Source organism: Ruegeria sp. YTSC106 (assembly GCF_059609765.1).
On record NZ_JBXWMI010000002.1, the window covers coordinates 160,301 to 177,117 of the forward strand.

The 16,817-nt window shown below is 56.2% G+C and carries 15 protein-coding genes and 3 tRNA genes; 10 read left to right on the plus strand and 8 right to left on the minus strand.

The features are described from left to right. Positions 1 to 44: 44 nt before the first annotated feature. Complete coding sequence (gene gap / locus AC2FEB_RS03035; protein ID WP_496883836.1) at positions 45 to 1,049, plus strand: type I glyceraldehyde-3-phosphate dehydrogenase; 1,005 nt, start codon at positions 45 to 47, stop codon at positions 1,047 to 1,049. Here gap and coaD read toward each other — a convergent pair. The 3 genes from coaD to AC2FEB_RS03050 form a co-directional block, all read right to left on the minus strand. Beyond that, complete coding sequence (coaD, locus tag AC2FEB_RS03040) at positions 1,041 to 1,532, minus strand: pantetheine-phosphate adenylyltransferase (protein ID WP_117869068.1); 492 nt, start codon at positions 1,530 to 1,532, stop codon at positions 1,041 to 1,043. The two genes, gap and coaD, sit on opposite strands and share 9 nt — an antisense overlap. A gap of 85 nt (positions 1,533 to 1,617) precedes the next feature. Next, positions 1,618 to 2,055: a CBS domain-containing protein gene (locus tag AC2FEB_RS03045; RefSeq protein WP_117869069.1), complete on the minus strand. Its 438-nt coding sequence runs from the start codon at positions 2,053 to 2,055 to the stop codon at positions 1,618 to 1,620. A gap of 60 nt (positions 2,056 to 2,115) precedes the next feature. After that, complete coding sequence (locus AC2FEB_RS03050; protein WP_299896791.1) at positions 2,116 to 3,018, minus strand: LysR family transcriptional regulator; 903 nt, start codon at positions 3,016 to 3,018, stop codon at positions 2,116 to 2,118. Positions 3,019 to 3,122: 104 nt separating this feature from the next. Here AC2FEB_RS03050 and AC2FEB_RS03055 point away from each other — a divergent pair, with 104 nt between their 5' ends. Together AC2FEB_RS03055 and AC2FEB_RS03060 are read left to right on the plus strand one after the other, a co-directional pair. Continuing rightward, positions 3,123 to 4,622, plus strand: a complete 1,500-nt coding sequence (locus AC2FEB_RS03055; protein ID WP_496672981.1) for a CoA-acylating methylmalonate-semialdehyde dehydrogenase — start codon at positions 3,123 to 3,125, stop codon at positions 4,620 to 4,622. 203 nt (positions 4,623 to 4,825) lie between these two features. Continuing rightward, positions 4,826 to 5,410 carry a L,D-transpeptidase gene (locus tag AC2FEB_RS03060; RefSeq protein ID WP_205511967.1) on the plus strand — a complete coding sequence of 195 codons (585 nt, stop codon included), beginning with the start codon at positions 4,826 to 4,828 and terminating at the stop codon, positions 5,408 to 5,410. A 68-nt stretch (positions 5,411 to 5,478) separates the two neighbouring features. Here the strand turns inward: AC2FEB_RS03060 and AC2FEB_RS03065 are convergent, their stop codons facing one another. Beyond that, a complete protein-coding gene (locus AC2FEB_RS03065; protein ID WP_117869073.1) occupies positions 5,479 to 5,955 on the minus strand; it encodes a fasciclin domain-containing protein in 477 nt (158 codons plus the stop codon). Positions 5,956 to 6,026: 71 nt separating this feature from the next. Further along, positions 6,027 to 6,878 (minus strand): class I SAM-dependent methyltransferase, encoded by an 852-nt coding sequence (locus tag AC2FEB_RS03070; protein ID WP_496672978.1) that lies wholly within the window; start codon positions 6,876 to 6,878, stop codon positions 6,027 to 6,029. 137 nt (positions 6,879 to 7,015) lie between these two features. Between AC2FEB_RS03070 and AC2FEB_RS03075 the strand changes: the two genes are divergently transcribed. The 5 genes from AC2FEB_RS03075 to AC2FEB_RS03095 all read left to right on the plus strand — a co-directional run bounded on the left by AC2FEB_RS03075 (position 7,016) and on the right by AC2FEB_RS03095 (position 11,574). Continuing rightward, positions 7,016 to 8,131, plus strand: coding sequence for a carboxylate-amine ligase (locus AC2FEB_RS03075; RefSeq protein ID WP_117872769.1), 1,116 nt, complete (start codon positions 7,016 to 7,018; stop codon positions 8,129 to 8,131). A 112-nt stretch (positions 8,132 to 8,243) separates the two neighbouring features. Then, entirely contained in the window at positions 8,244 to 9,386 is a 1,143-nt protein-coding gene (locus tag AC2FEB_RS03080) for an acyl-CoA dehydrogenase family protein (RefSeq protein ID WP_496672975.1), read from the plus strand. A 7-nt stretch (positions 9,387 to 9,393) separates the two neighbouring features. Beyond that, the gene (locus AC2FEB_RS03085) at positions 9,394 to 10,434 is read left to right on the plus strand and encodes an enoyl-CoA hydratase/isomerase family protein (RefSeq protein ID WP_496672973.1); all 1,041 of its coding nucleotides are present in this window, start codon (positions 9,394 to 9,396) and stop codon (positions 10,432 to 10,434) included. 3 nt (positions 10,435 to 10,437) lie between these two features. Beyond that, positions 10,438 to 11,310 (plus strand): 3-hydroxyisobutyrate dehydrogenase, encoded by an 873-nt coding sequence (mmsB, locus tag AC2FEB_RS03090; protein WP_496672970.1) that lies wholly within the window; start codon positions 10,438 to 10,440, stop codon positions 11,308 to 11,310. 72 nt (positions 11,311 to 11,382) lie between these two features. Next, positions 11,383 to 11,574: a YgaP family membrane protein gene (locus AC2FEB_RS03095; RefSeq protein ID WP_117869078.1), complete on the plus strand. Its 192-nt coding sequence runs from the start codon at positions 11,383 to 11,385 to the stop codon at positions 11,572 to 11,574. Positions 11,575 to 11,611: 37 nt separating this feature from the next. Here AC2FEB_RS03095 and uvrA read toward each other — a convergent pair whose 3' ends face one another. From uvrA to AC2FEB_RS03110, 3 genes are all read right to left on the minus strand, one after another. Further along, on the minus strand, positions 11,612 to 14,470 hold the full coding sequence (uvrA, locus tag AC2FEB_RS03100; RefSeq protein ID WP_496672967.1) for an excinuclease ABC subunit UvrA: 2,859 nt from the start codon (positions 14,468 to 14,470) through the stop codon (positions 11,612 to 11,614). A gap of 177 nt (positions 14,471 to 14,647) precedes the next feature. Beyond that, positions 14,648 to 14,724 (minus strand) — tRNA-Asp (locus AC2FEB_RS03105). Between the two features lie 44 nt (positions 14,725 to 14,768). Next, positions 14,769 to 14,845 (minus strand) — tRNA-Asp (locus AC2FEB_RS03110). Between the two features lie 180 nt (positions 14,846 to 15,025). Here AC2FEB_RS03110 and AC2FEB_RS03115 point away from each other — a divergent pair. Together AC2FEB_RS03115 and AC2FEB_RS03120 are read left to right on the plus strand one after the other, a co-directional pair. Further along, a tRNA-Val gene (locus tag AC2FEB_RS03115) sits at positions 15,026 to 15,100 on the plus strand. A 112-nt stretch (positions 15,101 to 15,212) separates the two neighbouring features. Then, positions 15,213 to 16,799 (plus strand): APC family permease, encoded by a 1,587-nt coding sequence (locus tag AC2FEB_RS03120; protein ID WP_496672122.1) that lies wholly within the window; start codon positions 15,213 to 15,215, stop codon positions 16,797 to 16,799. Positions 16,800 to 16,817 lie beyond the last annotated feature (18 nt).

The window sequence follows — 16,817 nt, forward strand, 5'->3', positions numbered from 1 at the left end:
TTAGCGCTAACTCATATTGCTGAGACTTTTGGACGGAGCAGACCATGACCTTGAAACTGGCGATCAACGGATTTGGACGGATCGGGCGCGGGGTTCTGCGCGCGGTGATAGAAAGCGGACGTACGGACGTTGAGATCGTCGCGATCAACGATCTTGGCAAACCCGACATGAACGCGCATCTCTTTGAATTTGACAGCGTTCACGGCCGTTACCCCAACCCGGTCGCGCTCAACGATGCTGGTCTGGACGTGGGTCGTGGCCCAATTCGGCTGAGCAGCGAGCGCAACCCCGAGGATCTGCCCTGGTCAGATATTGACGTCGTTCTGGAATGCACGGGCGTGTTTCGTACGCGCGAAGCGGCGGAACGTCACTTCAAAAACGGCTCCCGGAAAGTTCTGATCTCTGCCCCTGCCAGAGGCGACGGCGGTGTGAAAACAATCGTCTTTGGTGTCAACGATAGCGAACTGACCGCCGAGGATCTGGTGGTCTCAAACGCGTCCTGCACCACCAACTGCCTGTCTCCTGTTGCTGCGGCTCTGGATGCCGGCCTTGGTATCAAGCACGGCAACATGACCACGGTTCACGCTTACACTGCCAGCCAGCCGGTGCATGATACAGTTGGAAAAGATCCCTACCTGTCGCGAGCAGCGGCGCTGTCGATGATCCCTACGACAACCGGTGCAGCCGCTGCCGTGGGTCTGGTGCTGCCGCAACTCAAAGGGAAACTGACCGGTCAGGCCATCCGTGTTCCAACCCCGAATGTCTCGGTTGTTGATCTTGTGGCCGAGGTTTCACGCCCCACGACCGAAGAAGAGGTCAACCAACTGTTCGTCGATGCAGCCGCCAAAATTCCCGGAGTGCTTGCGGCGGAAAGCCGCCCTCTGGTTTCCATTGATTTCAATCACGATCCGCACAGCTCGACCGTTTCATTGGCTGAAACCAAAGTCACTGATGGCACATTGGTTCGTGTGCTGGCGTGGTATGACAATGAATGGGGTTTCTCGAACCGCATGCTGGACACAGCGGCCGCAATGGGTGCCCTAGCCTAACCGCTGTTTCAGCGCTTCATTGACTCGGGGCGTGACGAATTTCGACACGTCCCCGTTCAACCGGGCGATTTCCTTCACCAGCTTGGACGCAATTGCCTGATGGCGCGCTTCGGCCATCAAAAAGACGGTCTCAATCGAATCGTCCAGAGCGCGGTTCATGCCGACCATCTGAAACTCGTATTCGAAATCGGCGACCGCCCGCAGGCCCCGTACGATGATTTGCGCCCCGACATCCCTCGCGCAGTCAATCAGAAGGTTTTCGAAGGGATGCGCGATGATTTCGGTTCCTGTCTGTTCCGAAAGCCGGGCGCATTCCGCCTCGATCATGGCAACGCGCTCTTCCAACGAGAACAGAGGGCCTTTGTCCCGATTGATGGCCACACCGATAACCAGTTTATCCACCAAAGCTGCCGCCCGACGGATGATATCGATATGCCCCATCGTGATGGGATCAAAGGTTCCAGGATACAATCCAACCCGCATCGCGCCCTCCTGCGCAACAAAATTTCTGCGCAAGCAAACATAACTTTGCTGCAGGTGCAAGTGATTGCTTGGGCAACCCTTGTCGTCAGTGCCCCATTATCATGCCTTCTAGAGCATCTTTTTCCATCGCAAGTTCGGAAAGCTGGGCTTTCACCACATCACCCAAAGTGACAATACCTACGAGTTTTCCGTCTTCAACCACTGGCATATGGCGGAAACGCCCTTCGGTCATGCGGGACATGATGTCTTCTACCGTGGTCTGACGAGTCGCCGTCACAAGATCCTGTGTCATGTATGATTTTACCGGTTGATCCAGACAACCGCTGCCGCTGGCCGCCAGTTCCCGGACGATGTCACGTTCCGACAATATGCCGGCCGCGGTTTCGCCTCCGTCGTCGGAAACAACGACCGTACCGATGCGCTTGTCCGCAAGAATCTTCGAGGCCTCTGAGATTGTCGCCGTTGACGCCACGGTCACGACACCATCTGTCGCTTTGGACTTCAGGATGGCCTGTACTAGCATGAAGAATACCTCCGGAATAATAACACTTATTCCAAAGCGTTGCGCGATTGCCGCGACCTGTCAAGCGTCGGGGCCTGCTTCCAAACGAAGCACTTCCTCGCGAATACCGCGTGTCAGGGCATCAGCAAATCGGTTCAACCGCTCATTGCGCTGGTCTCCCTGATGCCGGACCAGATAGAAGCTGCGCGTCAAACTCACTTGATCCGTCAGGATTTTCCGAAGCCCCGGGTGGAACGGCAACGTGAAATCATGTGCCACGCAAACGCCAGTTCCCAGGCAGACCTGTCGCAACTGTACCGACACCGAATTCGATGCAAGAGCGACACGGTCAACGCCAATATCATTCAGGTAATCCAGTTCCCGGTCAAAAATCATGTCGGGGATATAGCCGATCAACCTGTGGCCCTTCAGGTCAGCGATGTTCCGGATCGGATCATGTCGCTTCAGATACTCTTCGGTCGCGACCATGTGCAGCTTGTAGTCGCTGATTTTCTTCACCAGCAGCTGTCCGGCAGTCGGCGCACTGACCGTGACTGCCATATCTGCTTCTCGACGGGACAGGTTGATCACACGCGGAAGCGCCAGGATCTGAATGTCCAGATCAGGGTTTGCATCGCTGATTTTTGCACAAACCTGAGGCAGCAGGTAGTTGGCACTACCGTCCGGCGCGCCAATCCTGATCTGTCCGCTCAGCGATTTCGTCGGTCCTGTTACCGCCCCGGCTGCCGCGCGCATCGCCTCTTCTGCGTGCAGCCCGTGTTCCAACAGCCGCTGTCCCGCCGGGGTCAGAACATAGCCTTGCTGCGACTTGGTGAACAATGTGGAATCAAGCGTTGCCTCCAAGCGTGCTATGCGCCGACCGGCGGTGGCAGGGTCGATCTTCAGGATGCGACCTGCGGAAGACAGGCTTTCCTCTCGAGCAACAGCCAGGAAAATCCGCATATCATCCCAATTTGGGGTCATTTTGATCCCTTTTGCATTTTTGCAATACTCTTTTGAGACATTGCCTCTGTTCGCGAGATTTCTGCAAGCCTATTCTGCGCGCAAATCTATTGGAGGAGCTATTGATGCAAGACCTGACCCATTTCCTGAACGGCGAAATGGTCGCCGGAACGTCCGGTCGTTTCGACGACGTCTACAACCCGGCAACGGGCGAAGTTCAATACAAGTGCCCTATGGCCAGTGCAACGGAAACCACCGCCGCGATCGAGGCCGCCGCCGCCGCCCAACCCGCATGGGGTGCAACCAACCCGCAAAAACGTGCGCGCGTCATGATGGCCATGGTCGGCCTGATGAACCGCGACATGGACAAACTGGCCGAAGCGCTGAGCCGCGAGCACGGCAAAACCATCCCAGACGCCAAGGGCGATTTGCAGCGTGGTCTCGAAGTGATCGAATACTGCATTGGCGCGCCACAGATGCTGAAGGGCGAGTTTACCGACAGCGCGGGCCCCGGCATTGATATGTACTCCATGCGTCAGCCTTTGGGTGTTGTCGGCTCGATCATGCCGTTCAACTTCCCGGCCATGATGCCACTCTGGCACGTCGGCCCCGCTCTGGCCTGCGGTAACGCCGTTGTTCTGAAACCGTCTGAACGCGACCCATCAGTGCCCCTGATGCTGGCCGAACTGTTCGTCGAAGCCGGTTTGCCTAAAGGTGTTTTTCAGGTCGTAAACGGCGACAAGGAAGCGGTTGATACCATTCTCGACAGCGAGATCATTCAGGGCGTCAGTTTTGTCGGCTCAACCCCGATCGCGCAGTATATCTACAGCCGCGCAACGGCGAACGGAAAACGCGCCCAGTGTTTCGGCGGCGCCAAGAACCACATGATCGTCATGCCCGACGCTGATCTTGATCAGGCCGCGGACGCGCTGGTTGGCGCCGGTTTCGGTGCGGCAGGCGAACGCTGCATGGCGGTTTCGGTGGCTGTTCCCGTGGGTGAAGAGACCGCGGACGCACTGATCGAAAAACTGGTGCCGCGTATCGAAAAGCTGAAGGTTGGCCCCTACACTGCCGGCGATGATGTCGACATGGGCCCGGTTGTGACCGCCGCAGCGAAACAACGCATTCTGGGCCTGATCAATTCGGGCGTGGAACAGGGTGCGAAACTGGTTGTCGACAACCGCGACTTCAGCCTGCAAGGCTATGAGGACGGCTTCTTTGTCGGCCCGCATCTGTTCGACAACGTGACCCCCGAGATGGACATCTACAAACAGGAAATCTTTGGCCCGGTTCTGTCCACCGTGCGCGCGGGTTCGTATGAAGAAGCGCTGAAACTGGCGATGGATCACGAATACGGCAATGGCACCGCGATCTTTACCCGTGACGGCGACACCGCGCGTGACTTTGCCAGCCGGATCAATATCGGCATGGTGGGCATCAACGTTCCGATCCCGGTTCCGCTGGCCTATCACACCTTTGGCGGCTGGAAAAAGTCTATGTTCGGCGACCTGAATCAGCACGGCCCGGACAGCTTCAAGTTCTACACCCGCACCAAAACAGTGACCGCACGCTGGCCGTCGGGCATCAAGGAAGGTGGCGAGTTCAACTTCAAGGCTATGGACTGATCCAACAGCCCCGAAGTTTTCAGGCCCGGCCCGTTCAACGGCCGGGCTTTTCGCATCTTTCCGCCGAAAAACCTGCTTTCCATCACTCGCTCACAAGAAATTCAGGTGGTTCACTCTGGAAAAATGCGAACAATGCTCATATTTTGGCGTCAACAATATACCGAGCAGTGAACCTACCGGAGGCACCCTTGTCCCAATCCCGTATGACCCGTCGCTCTGCCTTGCTGGGCGTGGCCTCTTTGATGGCGACACCTGCCCTTGTTCGGGCACAAAGCGCGGATGCTTTTCCGGAAACGGAAGACGCAATCAGTACGCAACTGCCGGTGCGGCGCAACGTATCGTCCTTCTCACAGCAGAACTGGCAGGACCATTTCGATGAAGTGGGCGCTGGTTGCCTGCTGGCCGATATCACCAGCCGCGCCGTCCATTACTGGGGGCCTGACGGCACATACAAACTGTACCCAAGTTCCGTACCCATGAGCGAAGAGCTTACCAAACGCGGGTACACGAAAGTCGTGCGCAAAACCGAATTCCCAAGCTGGACACCCACGGCATCAATGCGCGAACGTGACCCTTCGCTGCCGCTTCGGATGGAAGGTGGCGACCCCGGCAACCCGCTGGGAACCCGCGCCATGTATCTGGGTTGGCCTGCATATCTGGTTCACGGAACGCACGACACGCGAAAGATCGGTCGCCAGAGTTCATCAGGTTGCATCGGGCTGTACAACCAGCATGTCGAAGAACTGTATCCGCTGGTCAAGGTCGGCACGCAGGTTCGTCTGGTCTGATCAATCATCTCTGAAAAGCAAAAGCCCCGGTCGATCGCCGGGGCTTTGTTGTTTTCAGAAACCAGACTTTATTCCGGCAGGATCACCGCGTCGACGACGTGGATGACACCATTGCTGGCTTCAATATCTGCCTGCACGACTTTGGCGTCATTCACTTTCACGCCGTTTTTGGCATTGACGCTCAGCCGATCGCCCTGAACGGTCAGAACCTTGGCGCGTTTGCCGGCAATATCACCGGACATAACCTTGGCCGGAACCACGTGATAGGTCAGTATGGCGATCAGTTGATCCTTGTTTTCAGGTTTCAAGAGCGTCTCAACAGTACCTTCAGGAAGCGCGGCAAAGGCTTCGTCTGTGGGTGCAAATACGGTGAACGGACCATCCCCTTTCAGGGTGTCAACCAGCCCTGCGGCCTGAACGGCGGCAACCAATGTGTTGAAGGACCCGGCGGCAACGGCGGTGTCAACGATGTCGGCGGCCTGAGCCTTGAGTGGCATAGCGAATGCAAGTGCGGCGGCTGCGCCCATGAATGTGCGACGGAACATAGCTGTCTTCTCCTCTCCAGCGTGTTATGGAAAGGGATACGGACCTTTTGCCGCTGTGGATCACTCTGAAATCATTTTTCTCTGAGCTGCACCCAGATACTCTGCGCGCGCCCTGTGGACAGAAACGGCAAGGCCGCGACGGCATCGGGCCGATCCTGTTGCAGGTAGTATCCCGGCCAAAGCATTGAATACGCGTCAGATTGCAGCAACGCGTGCAGCATGTACTGTTCTCCCCAACCTGGGCAATCATAGAAGAAGCGCTTGGGATATTCGTAGGGCAAAAACACATCGTGAACGTGGATCACCACCCCAGGTTTAAGCGTCGGTATGATGCGACAGAAAAGATGGGCGACGTCGTTGCTCATCCGCACAACATGGCTGGAGTCGATAAACAGAACGTCTCCGGCCTCCAGTTCTGCAAACAGTGCCGGGTCCGTTTCTTCGAGTCGTTCTTGTTCGAACCGATCCACAACATGGGCAATGTCGGCACGAGGATAAGGGTCGATTGCTGTAATGGTGGTGTTCAGCCCGCCATCGATGATCGCCTGTCGGGTTACACGGGTAGAGTTGCCGCATCCGACTTCGATCACCCGCTTGGGTTGGAAGCGACGGATCATCAAATACAAAGCATCCGCATCCGGGCTGTCATAGTAACCATTTTCTGGGCAATAGCCGGTCTGGTTGCGCGCGGGATCTTTCAGTGCCTCCAAGGCTGCCTTGTGACGTTCGTATTCCGCCACCAGTTGTGAAATGTCGAAACCCTCCATTCCCGGGGACAACGCATATGCAGGACGCGCCAAGCCACCCGCAGCCTCGAAGGCTTCCAGCCGCGCCCGTTCATCCTGTTCCGTAACTCTGTCGACCAGTTTCACCCCCAATTCTTCAAGGGCGGTGTTGATCTTTGGGAATTTTCTGGGTTTCAAGGCGCTGGCTCCGCGATCTGTTATGCAACGTTCCTTACCGCTGCGGACCGTTTCTCTGCAAGGGCAAGCCGGGCAAACCCTTGGCAAAACGTAAATTTCCGTATTCACTGATTGAACTGACAACTGCGAGGGCCGCCATGCAGCAGGAATTTACACTCGGGATCGAAGAAGAATACCTGTTGGTGGATCGCGACAGCCTGCAATTGTCCGAAGCCCCCGAAGCGCTGATGGAAGCCTGCCAAAGCGATTTCGAAGGTCAGGTCAGTCCCGAGTTCCTGCAATGTCAGATAGAGGTTGGAACCAGACCACACACCACGGTAGCTTCAGCGCGCGAAGATCTGAAGCGGCTGCGGTCATGCGTGTCGAAACGGGCGGCCGAATACAACCTTTCCCCTATCGCCGTCTCTTGCCATCCCTTCGCCAACTGGAAAGACCAACACCACACCCGGAAAGAACGGTATGACGCGTTGCAACACGCACTAGGCGGTGTTGCCCGACGGATGCTGATCTGCGGGATGCATGTTCATGTTGGGGTCGAAGACCCTGCGCTTCGGGCCGACCTGATGCCGCAACTGTCGTACTTTCTGCCGCATCTCCTGGCGCTGTCCACATCTTCGCCTTACTGGAGCGGCGAGGATACCGGCCTGTCTTCATACCGTCTGACGGTGTTCGACAACCTGCCGCGCACCGGGCTGCCGCCAGTTTTTGCCAGTTGGAGCGAGTATGAACGTACCACGGGTATTCTGGTCGAGCTTGGCGTCATAGAAGACACCACCAAGATTTGGTGGGATCTGCGCCCTTCGCATCGTTTCCCAACTTTGGAAACACGGATCATGGATGTTCAACCACGGCTGGAGCACACTTTGTCTTTGGCGGCACTGGTGCAGGCGTTGACCCGGATGCTGTGCCGCCTGAAAGACCGCAACCTGCGCTGGCGGCAATATGATCGTTTTCTGATCGGTGAAAACCGCTGGCGCGCTCAACGCTACGGCGTGGGTGAAGGGCTGATTGATTTCGGCGACCGGTCGGTCAAGCCCATGTCTGAACTGATCGGCGACCTTATGGGGTTGTTGGCTGAAGACACCGAGGCCCTCGGCACGATGACTGAACTCGCACGGCTCAGGCAAATTGCTGAAAACGGCACCTCCGCCACGCGCCAACGCCGTATTCATGCCGAGGCAACAGCGCGCGGGGACGACCCGGGGAAAGCCGTCGTGCGCCACCTGATCGAGGAATTTCACGCCGACCTCTGAGTGTTTTCGGCCTCCGGCCCCTTTCAACCGACTCATTGTTGTGCCTGCAAAATTTCTGTAAGAATTCAGAAATAAACAACCGTTCAATTCATTGCCGACGGGAGGGAGCGTCATGGATTTCGCACTCAGCGAGGAACAAACAGCCATTTTCGACATGGCACACGCGTTTGGGCAGGAAAACATCGCACCCTTTGCGCGCAAGTGGGAGGCGGACGGAACTATTCCCAAAACCCTGTGGCCAACGATAGGCGAGCTTGGTTTCGGCGCGCTTTACGTATCCGAGGAAAGCGGAGGCTCAAATCTGACCCGTCTGGATGCGACCCTGGTTTTCGAGGCCCTGTCAATGGCCTGCCCTTCGGTCGCCGCCTTCCTGTCGATCCACAACATGTGCGCCAAGATGTTGGACAATTTCGCGGATGATGACCTAAAGGCGCGCATCATGCCGGATGTTCTGAGCCTGAATACGGTTCTGAGCTATTGCCTGACGGAACCCGGTTCCGGCTCTGACGCGGCGGCGCTGAAAACCCGCGCCGAACGCACCAACGAAGGTTATACGTTGAATGGCACCAAGGCGTTCATCTCAGGCGGTGGCTATTCCGATGCCTATGTTTGTATGGTGCGTACCGGTCAGGATGGGCCCAAGGGGATCTCGACTGTATATGTCGAGGACGGCACGCCGGGGCTGAGCTTTGGGGCGCTGGAACAGAAAATGGGCTGGAAAAGCCAACCGACCGCGCAGGTTCAGTTCGACGACTGTAAAATTCCCGCTGGCAACCTTGTAGGCACCGAAGGCGACGGATTTAAATATGCCATGATGGGGCTGGATGGTGGGCGGCTCAACATTTCTGCCTGTTCCCTTGGGGCTGCTCAAGCCGGGCTGGATATGACGCTGCAATACATGTCCGAGCGCAAGGCATTCGGCCAATCCATCGATCAGTTCCAAGCCCTTCAGTTCCGTCTGGCAGATATGGAAATCGAATTGCAGGCCGCCCGTACCTTCCTGCGTCAGGCAGCGTGGAAACTGGATCAGGGGGCGCCCGATGCCACGAAATTCTGCGCCATGGCCAAGAAATTCGTGACTGAAACCGGATCGAAAGTGGTGGATCAGTGCCTGCAACTGCATGGCGGTTACGGATATCTTGCAGATTACGGCATCGAAAAGCTTGTGCGCGATCTGCGGGTGCATCAGATTCTGGAAGGCACGAACGAGATCATGCGCGTGATCGTTTCGCGTCAGTTGCTCGCCAACCGCTGAGGCCCCAATGTCAGACATCGAAATCCGCACCACAGGCCGTGCCGGTCGCATCACCCTGACCCGCCCCCATGCGCTGAACGCGTTGAGCTATGACATGTGCATGGCCATCGACACAGCGATGCGCAACTGGCGTGAAGACGATGCCGTTGACCTGATCGTTCTGGACGCCGAGGGGGAAAAAGCCTTCTGTGCGGGTGGTGATATTGCCGAACTTTACGAAACAGGCACCAAAGGCAACTTTGAGTATGGTCAGAAGTTCTGGCGTGATGAATATCGTCTGAATGCCCTGATCTTCGAGTATCCCAAACCGGTCATCAGTTTTCTTCAGGGGTTTACCATGGGCGGCGGTGTCGGCATCGGCTGCCATGGCAGCCACCGCGTCGTCGGAGAAAGCTCCAGGATTGCAATGCCCGAATGCTCGATTGGCTTGGTTCCGGATGTTGGCGGTACGCTGATGCTGGCGCTCGCACCTGGGCGATGGGGTGAGTTTCTGGGAACCACAGGCTTCAGAATGGGACCTGCGGACGCGATCCTTGCGGGGTTTGCGGACCATTTCATCCCGCAATCGAGTTGGTCCGATCTGATCGAAATGCTGGAAGCGTCTGGAAATGCTGAACTGGTGGCCGAACATGCCGGAACACCACCCAATGGCGAATTGGCAAAGTTGCAAACCGAAGTCGACAAGCATTTTTCCGGTGAAACACTGGGCGACATCCTGACCAGCTTGCACAGTGATGATCACGAGTTTGCGCAAAAAGCTCTGGAAAAAATAAGAAAAAATGCACCGCTTTCCGTGGCCTGCACGATCGAGATGTTACACCGACTGCGTGGTCCCTCTCTGACCATGCGGCGCGCTTTGGATATGGAGTACCGCTTTACGCACCGATCCATGGAGCACGGTGATTTTCTGGAAGGCATCCGCGCGCAGATCATTGATAAAGACCGCAACCCGAACTGGCAGTTTCCCGATATGGACGTCCCTCTGGTGGCCGTCTCGAAAATGTTGCAGCCATTGGGTGCGGACACCCTGACATTCGAGGAGGACTAAGAGATGCAGATCGGGTTCATAGGGCTGGGAAACATGGGGGCACCCATGGCGGCCAATCTGGCAAAGGCCGGGCATCAGGTTCTCGGATTCGACACCGCGGGCGTCACTGTTGACGGGGTTACGCTGGCCGATACTGCGACCGAAGCCGTTACCTCTTCCGATGCTGTCATAACAATGCTGCCGAATGGCGCCATTCTACGGGCAGTTGCAGATCAGATCATTCCCGCCATGGCGAAGGGTGCCGTTCTGATTGATTGCTCGACGGTTGACGTGGACAGCGCGCGCGTAGTCGCAGAACAGGCCAGCGGCGCTGGTCTGCTGTTCGTTGACGCTCCGGTTTCGGGTGGTGTCGGCGGTGCGGCAGGTGGCACCCTGACGTTCATGGCCGGTGGATCAGAAGCCGCCTTTGCAAAGGCTGCTCCCCTGTTCGACATCATGGGGCAAAAAGCGGTTCACTGCGGCGAAGCCGGAGCTGGCCAAGCCGCCAAGATCTGCAACAACATGATTCTGGGCGTCACCATGATTGCCACCTGTGAAGCTTTTGCCCTGGCCGACAAATTGGGTCTGGACCGCCAAAAGATGTTCGACGTGGTCAGCACCTCATCCGGGTACAGTTGGACGATGAACGCCTATTGCCCCGCCCCAGGCGTAGGGCCACAAAGCCCTGCCGACAATGGCTATACTCCTGGATTTGCAGCCGAATTGATGCTGAAAGACCTGCGACTCAGCCAACAAGCCGCAGACAGTGCTGATGCAGATACACCGATGGGACAGGCCGCGACTGCACTTTACGAACAATTCGTCGAAAACGAGGACGGACTGGGCCGCGATTTCAGCGCCATGCTTCCCCGGTTTGAAAAGCGAGGGCGAAGTTGATTTAAGTCATATTCCTATCAGGGAATATAAAGTATCCCAAAGCTATACCCTTTTGGAGAGGATACTTTCGTGATGACTAATAACATGGGTGGGATCGACAAAACACTTCGGATTGCAATAGGCATTGCGCTTATTCTGGGCGCTCTGCTGGGATACGGAACCTGGATGTGGATCGGCGTCGTGCCGTTGGTCACCGGCCTGCTTAATTCATGCCCCCTATACTCGGTGTTGGGAATCAGCACCTGCCCAGCCAAGAAACGCTGATTGGACAGGCGGTGGAGTGAGAGCTGCCTGAAGGCGCCTACTCCGCCGCCACTCGATCCGGGTTGAGCATGGTTTTCAGGTATCTACCGGTATGGCTGCGTTCGATTTGAGCGATCTCTTCGGGTGCACCAACGGCTACGATCTCACCACCACCGTCGCCGCCTTCAGGCCCGATGTCGATGATATGATCGGCGGTTTTCACCACGTCCAGATTATGCTCGATCACCACGACGGTATTGCCCTGATCCACCAATTCATGAAGCACTTCCAATAACTTACGCACATCTTCGAAATGCAGACCTGTGGTTGGCTCGTCCAGGATATAGAGCGTTCGCCCGGTTGACCGTTTTGACAGTTCTTTGGACAGTTTCACGCGCTGTGCCTCACCACCCGACAGCGTGGTCGCCTGTTGACCCACCTTGATATAGCCAAGACCAACGCGGGCCAGCGCATCCATCTTGTCGCGGATTGATGGCACGGCCTTGAAGAATTCCTGCGCGTCTTCCACCGTCATATCAAGCACATCCGCAATGGACTTGCCCTTGAACTTGATCTCAAGCGTTTCGCGATTGTACCGCGCGCCTTTGCAGGTTTCGCAGGTGACATAGACGTCAGGAAGGAAGTGCATCTCGATCTTGATGACGCCGTCGCCCTGACACGCCTCGCACCTTCCCCCCTTGACGTTGAAGCTGAAACGACCCGGCTTGTATCCCCGCGCTTTCGCCTCGGGCAGTCCGGCAAACCAGTCACGGATCGGGGTGAAGGCCCCGGTATAGGTTGCAGGGTTCGACCGCGGAGTCCGCCCGATCGGGCGCTGGTCAATATCGATGACCTTGTCCAGATGCTCCAATCCCTTGATCGTTTCACATGGTGCAGGTGTCTGCCGCGCACCGTTCAACCGCATCGAAGCCGTCTTGAACAACGTCTCAATCGTCAGGGTCGACTTACCGCCACCAGATACACCAGTGACACAAACGAACTTGCCCAAGGGAAACTCGGCCGTAATGTCTTTGAGATTGTTGCCCGAAGCCTTTACGACCGTTACCTTTTTCTTGTTTCCCTTGCGCCGATCGGCGGGCACTGGAATCTCGCGCACACCCGACAGATACTGCCCCGTGATCGAGGCCGCGTCCGCTGCTATCTGCTCGGGCGTGCCGTGGCTGACCACCTGCCCGCCATGCACGCCCGCACCGGGGCCGATGTCGAACACATAATCTGCTTCGCGGATGGCTTCCTCGTCATGCTCGACAACAATCACGGTGTTGCCCTGATCCCGCAGATTCTTGAGCGTATCCAGCAACCGGTCATTATCACGTTGATGCAAGCCGATAGAGGGCTCGTCCAATACATAAAGAACCCCGGTCAGGCCCGAGCCGATCTGGCTTGCCAGACGAATACGCTGACTTTCGCCGCCAGACAGCGTTCCACTTGAACGAGACAGCGTAAGGTATTCCAAACCAACGTTATTCAGAAATCCCAAGCGCTCTCGAATTTCCTTGAGGATTGCGCGGGCAATCTCATTCTTCTGAGCACTCAGGTGGTTCGGGGCATCCTCAATCCAGGCCAGCGCTTCGCGGATGGACATTTGGACAACCTGACCGACGTGCAGCCCGGCGATCTTCACTGCCAAGGCTTCGGCCCGCAGACGATACCCTTCGCAGGTGCCGCATGGACGGTTATTTTGGTACCGCTCAAATTCCTCACGTATCCACGCGCTGTCGGTTTCGCGATAACGCCGTTCCATATTCGGTATCACGCCTTCGAAACTGCGCGTCACCTGATACACCCGTCCGCCTTCGTCATAGCGGAACTGGATTTCCTCATCGCCCGAGCCCCGCAGGAACACCTGCTGCACATTGCTGGGCAGGTCTTTCCAGGGCGTGTTTTTGTCAAACTCATAATGGCGCGCGATGGCTTCGATTGTCTGAAGGAAATACGGAGACTTGCCTTTCCTCCATGGCGCCAAGGCCCCGTCGTACAGCTTCAGCGTTTGATCCGGCACTACGAGACGCTCGTCAAAGAACAGCTCTACCCCCAACCCATCACAATCCGGGCAGGCTCCGAATGGCGCATTGAACGAAAACAGACGTGGTTCAATCTCGGGAATGGTGAAACCACTGACCGGGCAGGCAAAGTTTTCACTGAACGTAATCCGTTCCGGATCACCCTCACGGGGTGCCGTTTCCAGTATTGCTATCCCATCTGCCAAATCCAGAGCGGTGCGCAGGCTGTCGGCCAAACGCGTCTCCATCCCATCACGAACAACCAGACGGTCGACCACAACGTCGATGTCGTGACGGTATTTTTTGTCCAACTTCGGGGGCTGATCCAGCTCATAGAACTCACCATCCACCTTCACGCGCTGGAACCCCTGCTTGCGAAGCTCCAGGAATTCCTTCCGGTACTCACCTTTGCGGTCACGCACAATCGGGGCCAACAGATAGCCGCGCGTGCCCTCCTCCATCGTCATGATGCGGTCGACCATGTCCTGTACCTGCTGCGCCTCGATCGGCTGGCCAGTGGCCGGGCTGTACGGCGTGCCCGCGCGCGCAAAGAGCAGACGCAGATAATCGTAGATCTCGGTAACGGTCCCCACAGTCGAACGTGGGTTCTTGGAGGTCGTTTTCTGTTCAATCGAAATCGCAGGGGACAGACCACTGATATGATCGACATCGGGCTTTTCCATCATGTCGAGAAACTGCCGCGCATAGGCGGACAAGCTTTCGACGTAACGGCGCTGGCCTTCAGCATAAATCGTATCAAACGCCAGCGACGACTTGCCCGAACCAGACAGGCCTGTGATGACCACCAACTGATCCCGAGGGATATCGACGTCGATGCCCTTGAGGTTATGCTCGCGCGCGCCGCGCACCTCTATATTCTTCAGCTCAGCCATTTCCGGCCCCCAACAAACAAGTGGTTAAGAGATAGGCGAGCTTGCCCGAGTCTCCAACAGAAAAGTTAGAACATTTAGTGAACGTACAGATTTTCGCCGACCAAATCAAACTATGGTCATGGTATCGTCCAGTCCAACGCGAGACTTTCTGATCAACAGGTGTTTTTGAGAAGAAAATGGCGCGGTTGACGGGGCTCGAACCCGCGACCCCCGGCGTGACAGGCCGGTACTCTAACCAACTGAGCTACAACCGCGCATCTATTTCATGGCCTTTATCCTGGACCAAGGTTGGCAGCGGTGGCGCGGTTGACGGGGCTCGAACCCGCGACCCCCGGCGTGACAGGCCGGTACTCTAACCATCTGAGCTACAACCGCCCGCTGCATGTTCATTGCTGAACGTTTGGGTGTATTATGGCTACGGTGGGGCAGCGTCAAGCGGCGTTTTGCAGTTTTTTGTCAGAATCCAGATTTTTGTTCACGAGGCGTTTTTTGCCCTTGCGAGCTTGTCAATTTCACTTGCGACGCACTCTTTGGAAAGCTATGACCGCGTGTCATGGGTGATTAGCTCAGTGGTAGAGCGCTTCGTTCACATCGAAGATGTCAGGAGTTCAAATCTCTTATCACCCACCATCTCCTTTTAAATTCTTTGCTTAGAACCAGCGGGCTTGCCACGTTGGGATTTCGGCGACTATCGTGACCTATTTGGCCCAATAATTGGCCATACGCGGAGGCCGAGGTCATCATGACGGGGTTAAAGCGAGACATCGGCCTATTAGGACTGACCTTCATTTCCGTTGGGGGAATCATAGGGTCGGGCTGGCTATTTGGCCCCCTACTTGCGGTTCAGCACGCGGGGCCGGCGGCTGTAATCTCATGGATTATTGGCGCGGTTGCCATGTTCATACTGGCAATCACCTTCGCCGAGATTTCCGCCATGCTTCCCATTCCGGGTGGGATTGCGCGCGTGCCACAGTTTTCGCATGGCAACATCGTGTCGATGGCCATGGGGTGGACGGCCTGGATCGGCTATAACACTACAGCGCCAATTGAAGTTGAGGCCATGCTGAAATACCTCGCGCCCTATGCGCCTTGGCTGCATACGGCTGAGACGGGCGATCTGACCGGAGCAGGCGTTTTCGTCGCGTTGGTTTTCATGCTTCTGTTCGTTGCGGTAAATGCACTTGGGGTCAAGTTCTTCACGCGTGTTAATGCGGTCCTTACTTGGGCAAAGATCGCTATACCTGTGGTTCTGTCCGTTTTGCTTATCGCAAGTCGCTTCAAGGTTGAAAACTTCTCGCGACCAGATGGATTTGCCCCCTACGGTTTGCAAGGAATCATGGCCGCTGTTTCCACTGGAGGGATTATTTTTTCGTTCATTGGTTTTCGCCATGTGGTAGATATGGCTGGCGAAGTTCGAAATCCGAAGTTTGCCATTCCGGCCGCTTTGATATTGTCGATTGTCCTGTGCGCCGCCATTTACCTTGGTTTGCAAGTGGCTTTCATCGGCGCGCTCGACCCATCCATGCTTTCCAAGGGGTGGGCACAACTGAGTTTTGGTGGCGAAGGCCCTCTGGACGCAGTAATCACATCCGTCGGCTTGGTGTGGTTTCTGAGCCTGCTGAATGTCGGATCTGTAATAGGCCCCTTCGGCAATGGGCTGGTTTCAACCGGATCGAACGCGCGTATCGCCCTCGCCCTCTCCCAAAACGGGTTCCTGCCCAAACGATTGAAGGCCCTGTCGTCCTTTGGAGTCCCGTTATGGGCGCTGGCACTGAACTTTCTGATTGGAACGCTGTTCCTGCTAACGGTGCCTTTTACCACTGTTATTGCCCTGAACGGTGCGGCCATCGTCTTGTCATTTGCTGTCGGACCGGTTGCGGTGGTTTGTCTGCGGGATCTTTTACCCGACCATCCTCGGTCGATCCGCATACCGGCCGTTCGCCTTGTTGCGCTGTCGGCATTCGCCATTGCCACACTCATCGTCTATTGGAGCGGATGGGACACGGTCTGGCGGCTTGGCATCGCGCTGATCGTTGGGAAGGTTCTGTTGCTCGTCCGGTTCCGAAATAGTTTAGACGAAATGGACGTCACCGAAGCCTTGTGGCTGATGCCTTATTTTGCTGGTCTTGGGCTGATCTCGTTCCTAGGACAATTTGGAACCGGATCGTTGAAGCAAATTCCGTTTGGATGGGATATTCTGGTTTGCGTCCTGTTTTCATCGTTCGTTTTCGTTCTTGCCGTTCGCTCAGCACTGTCACCGGAAAAGTTCAATGAATACATATCTGAAGAAGAGGTAATTGATCCAAAGAAACCCGTAATTGGATTGTAAAAAGGCGGAGCAATTGCC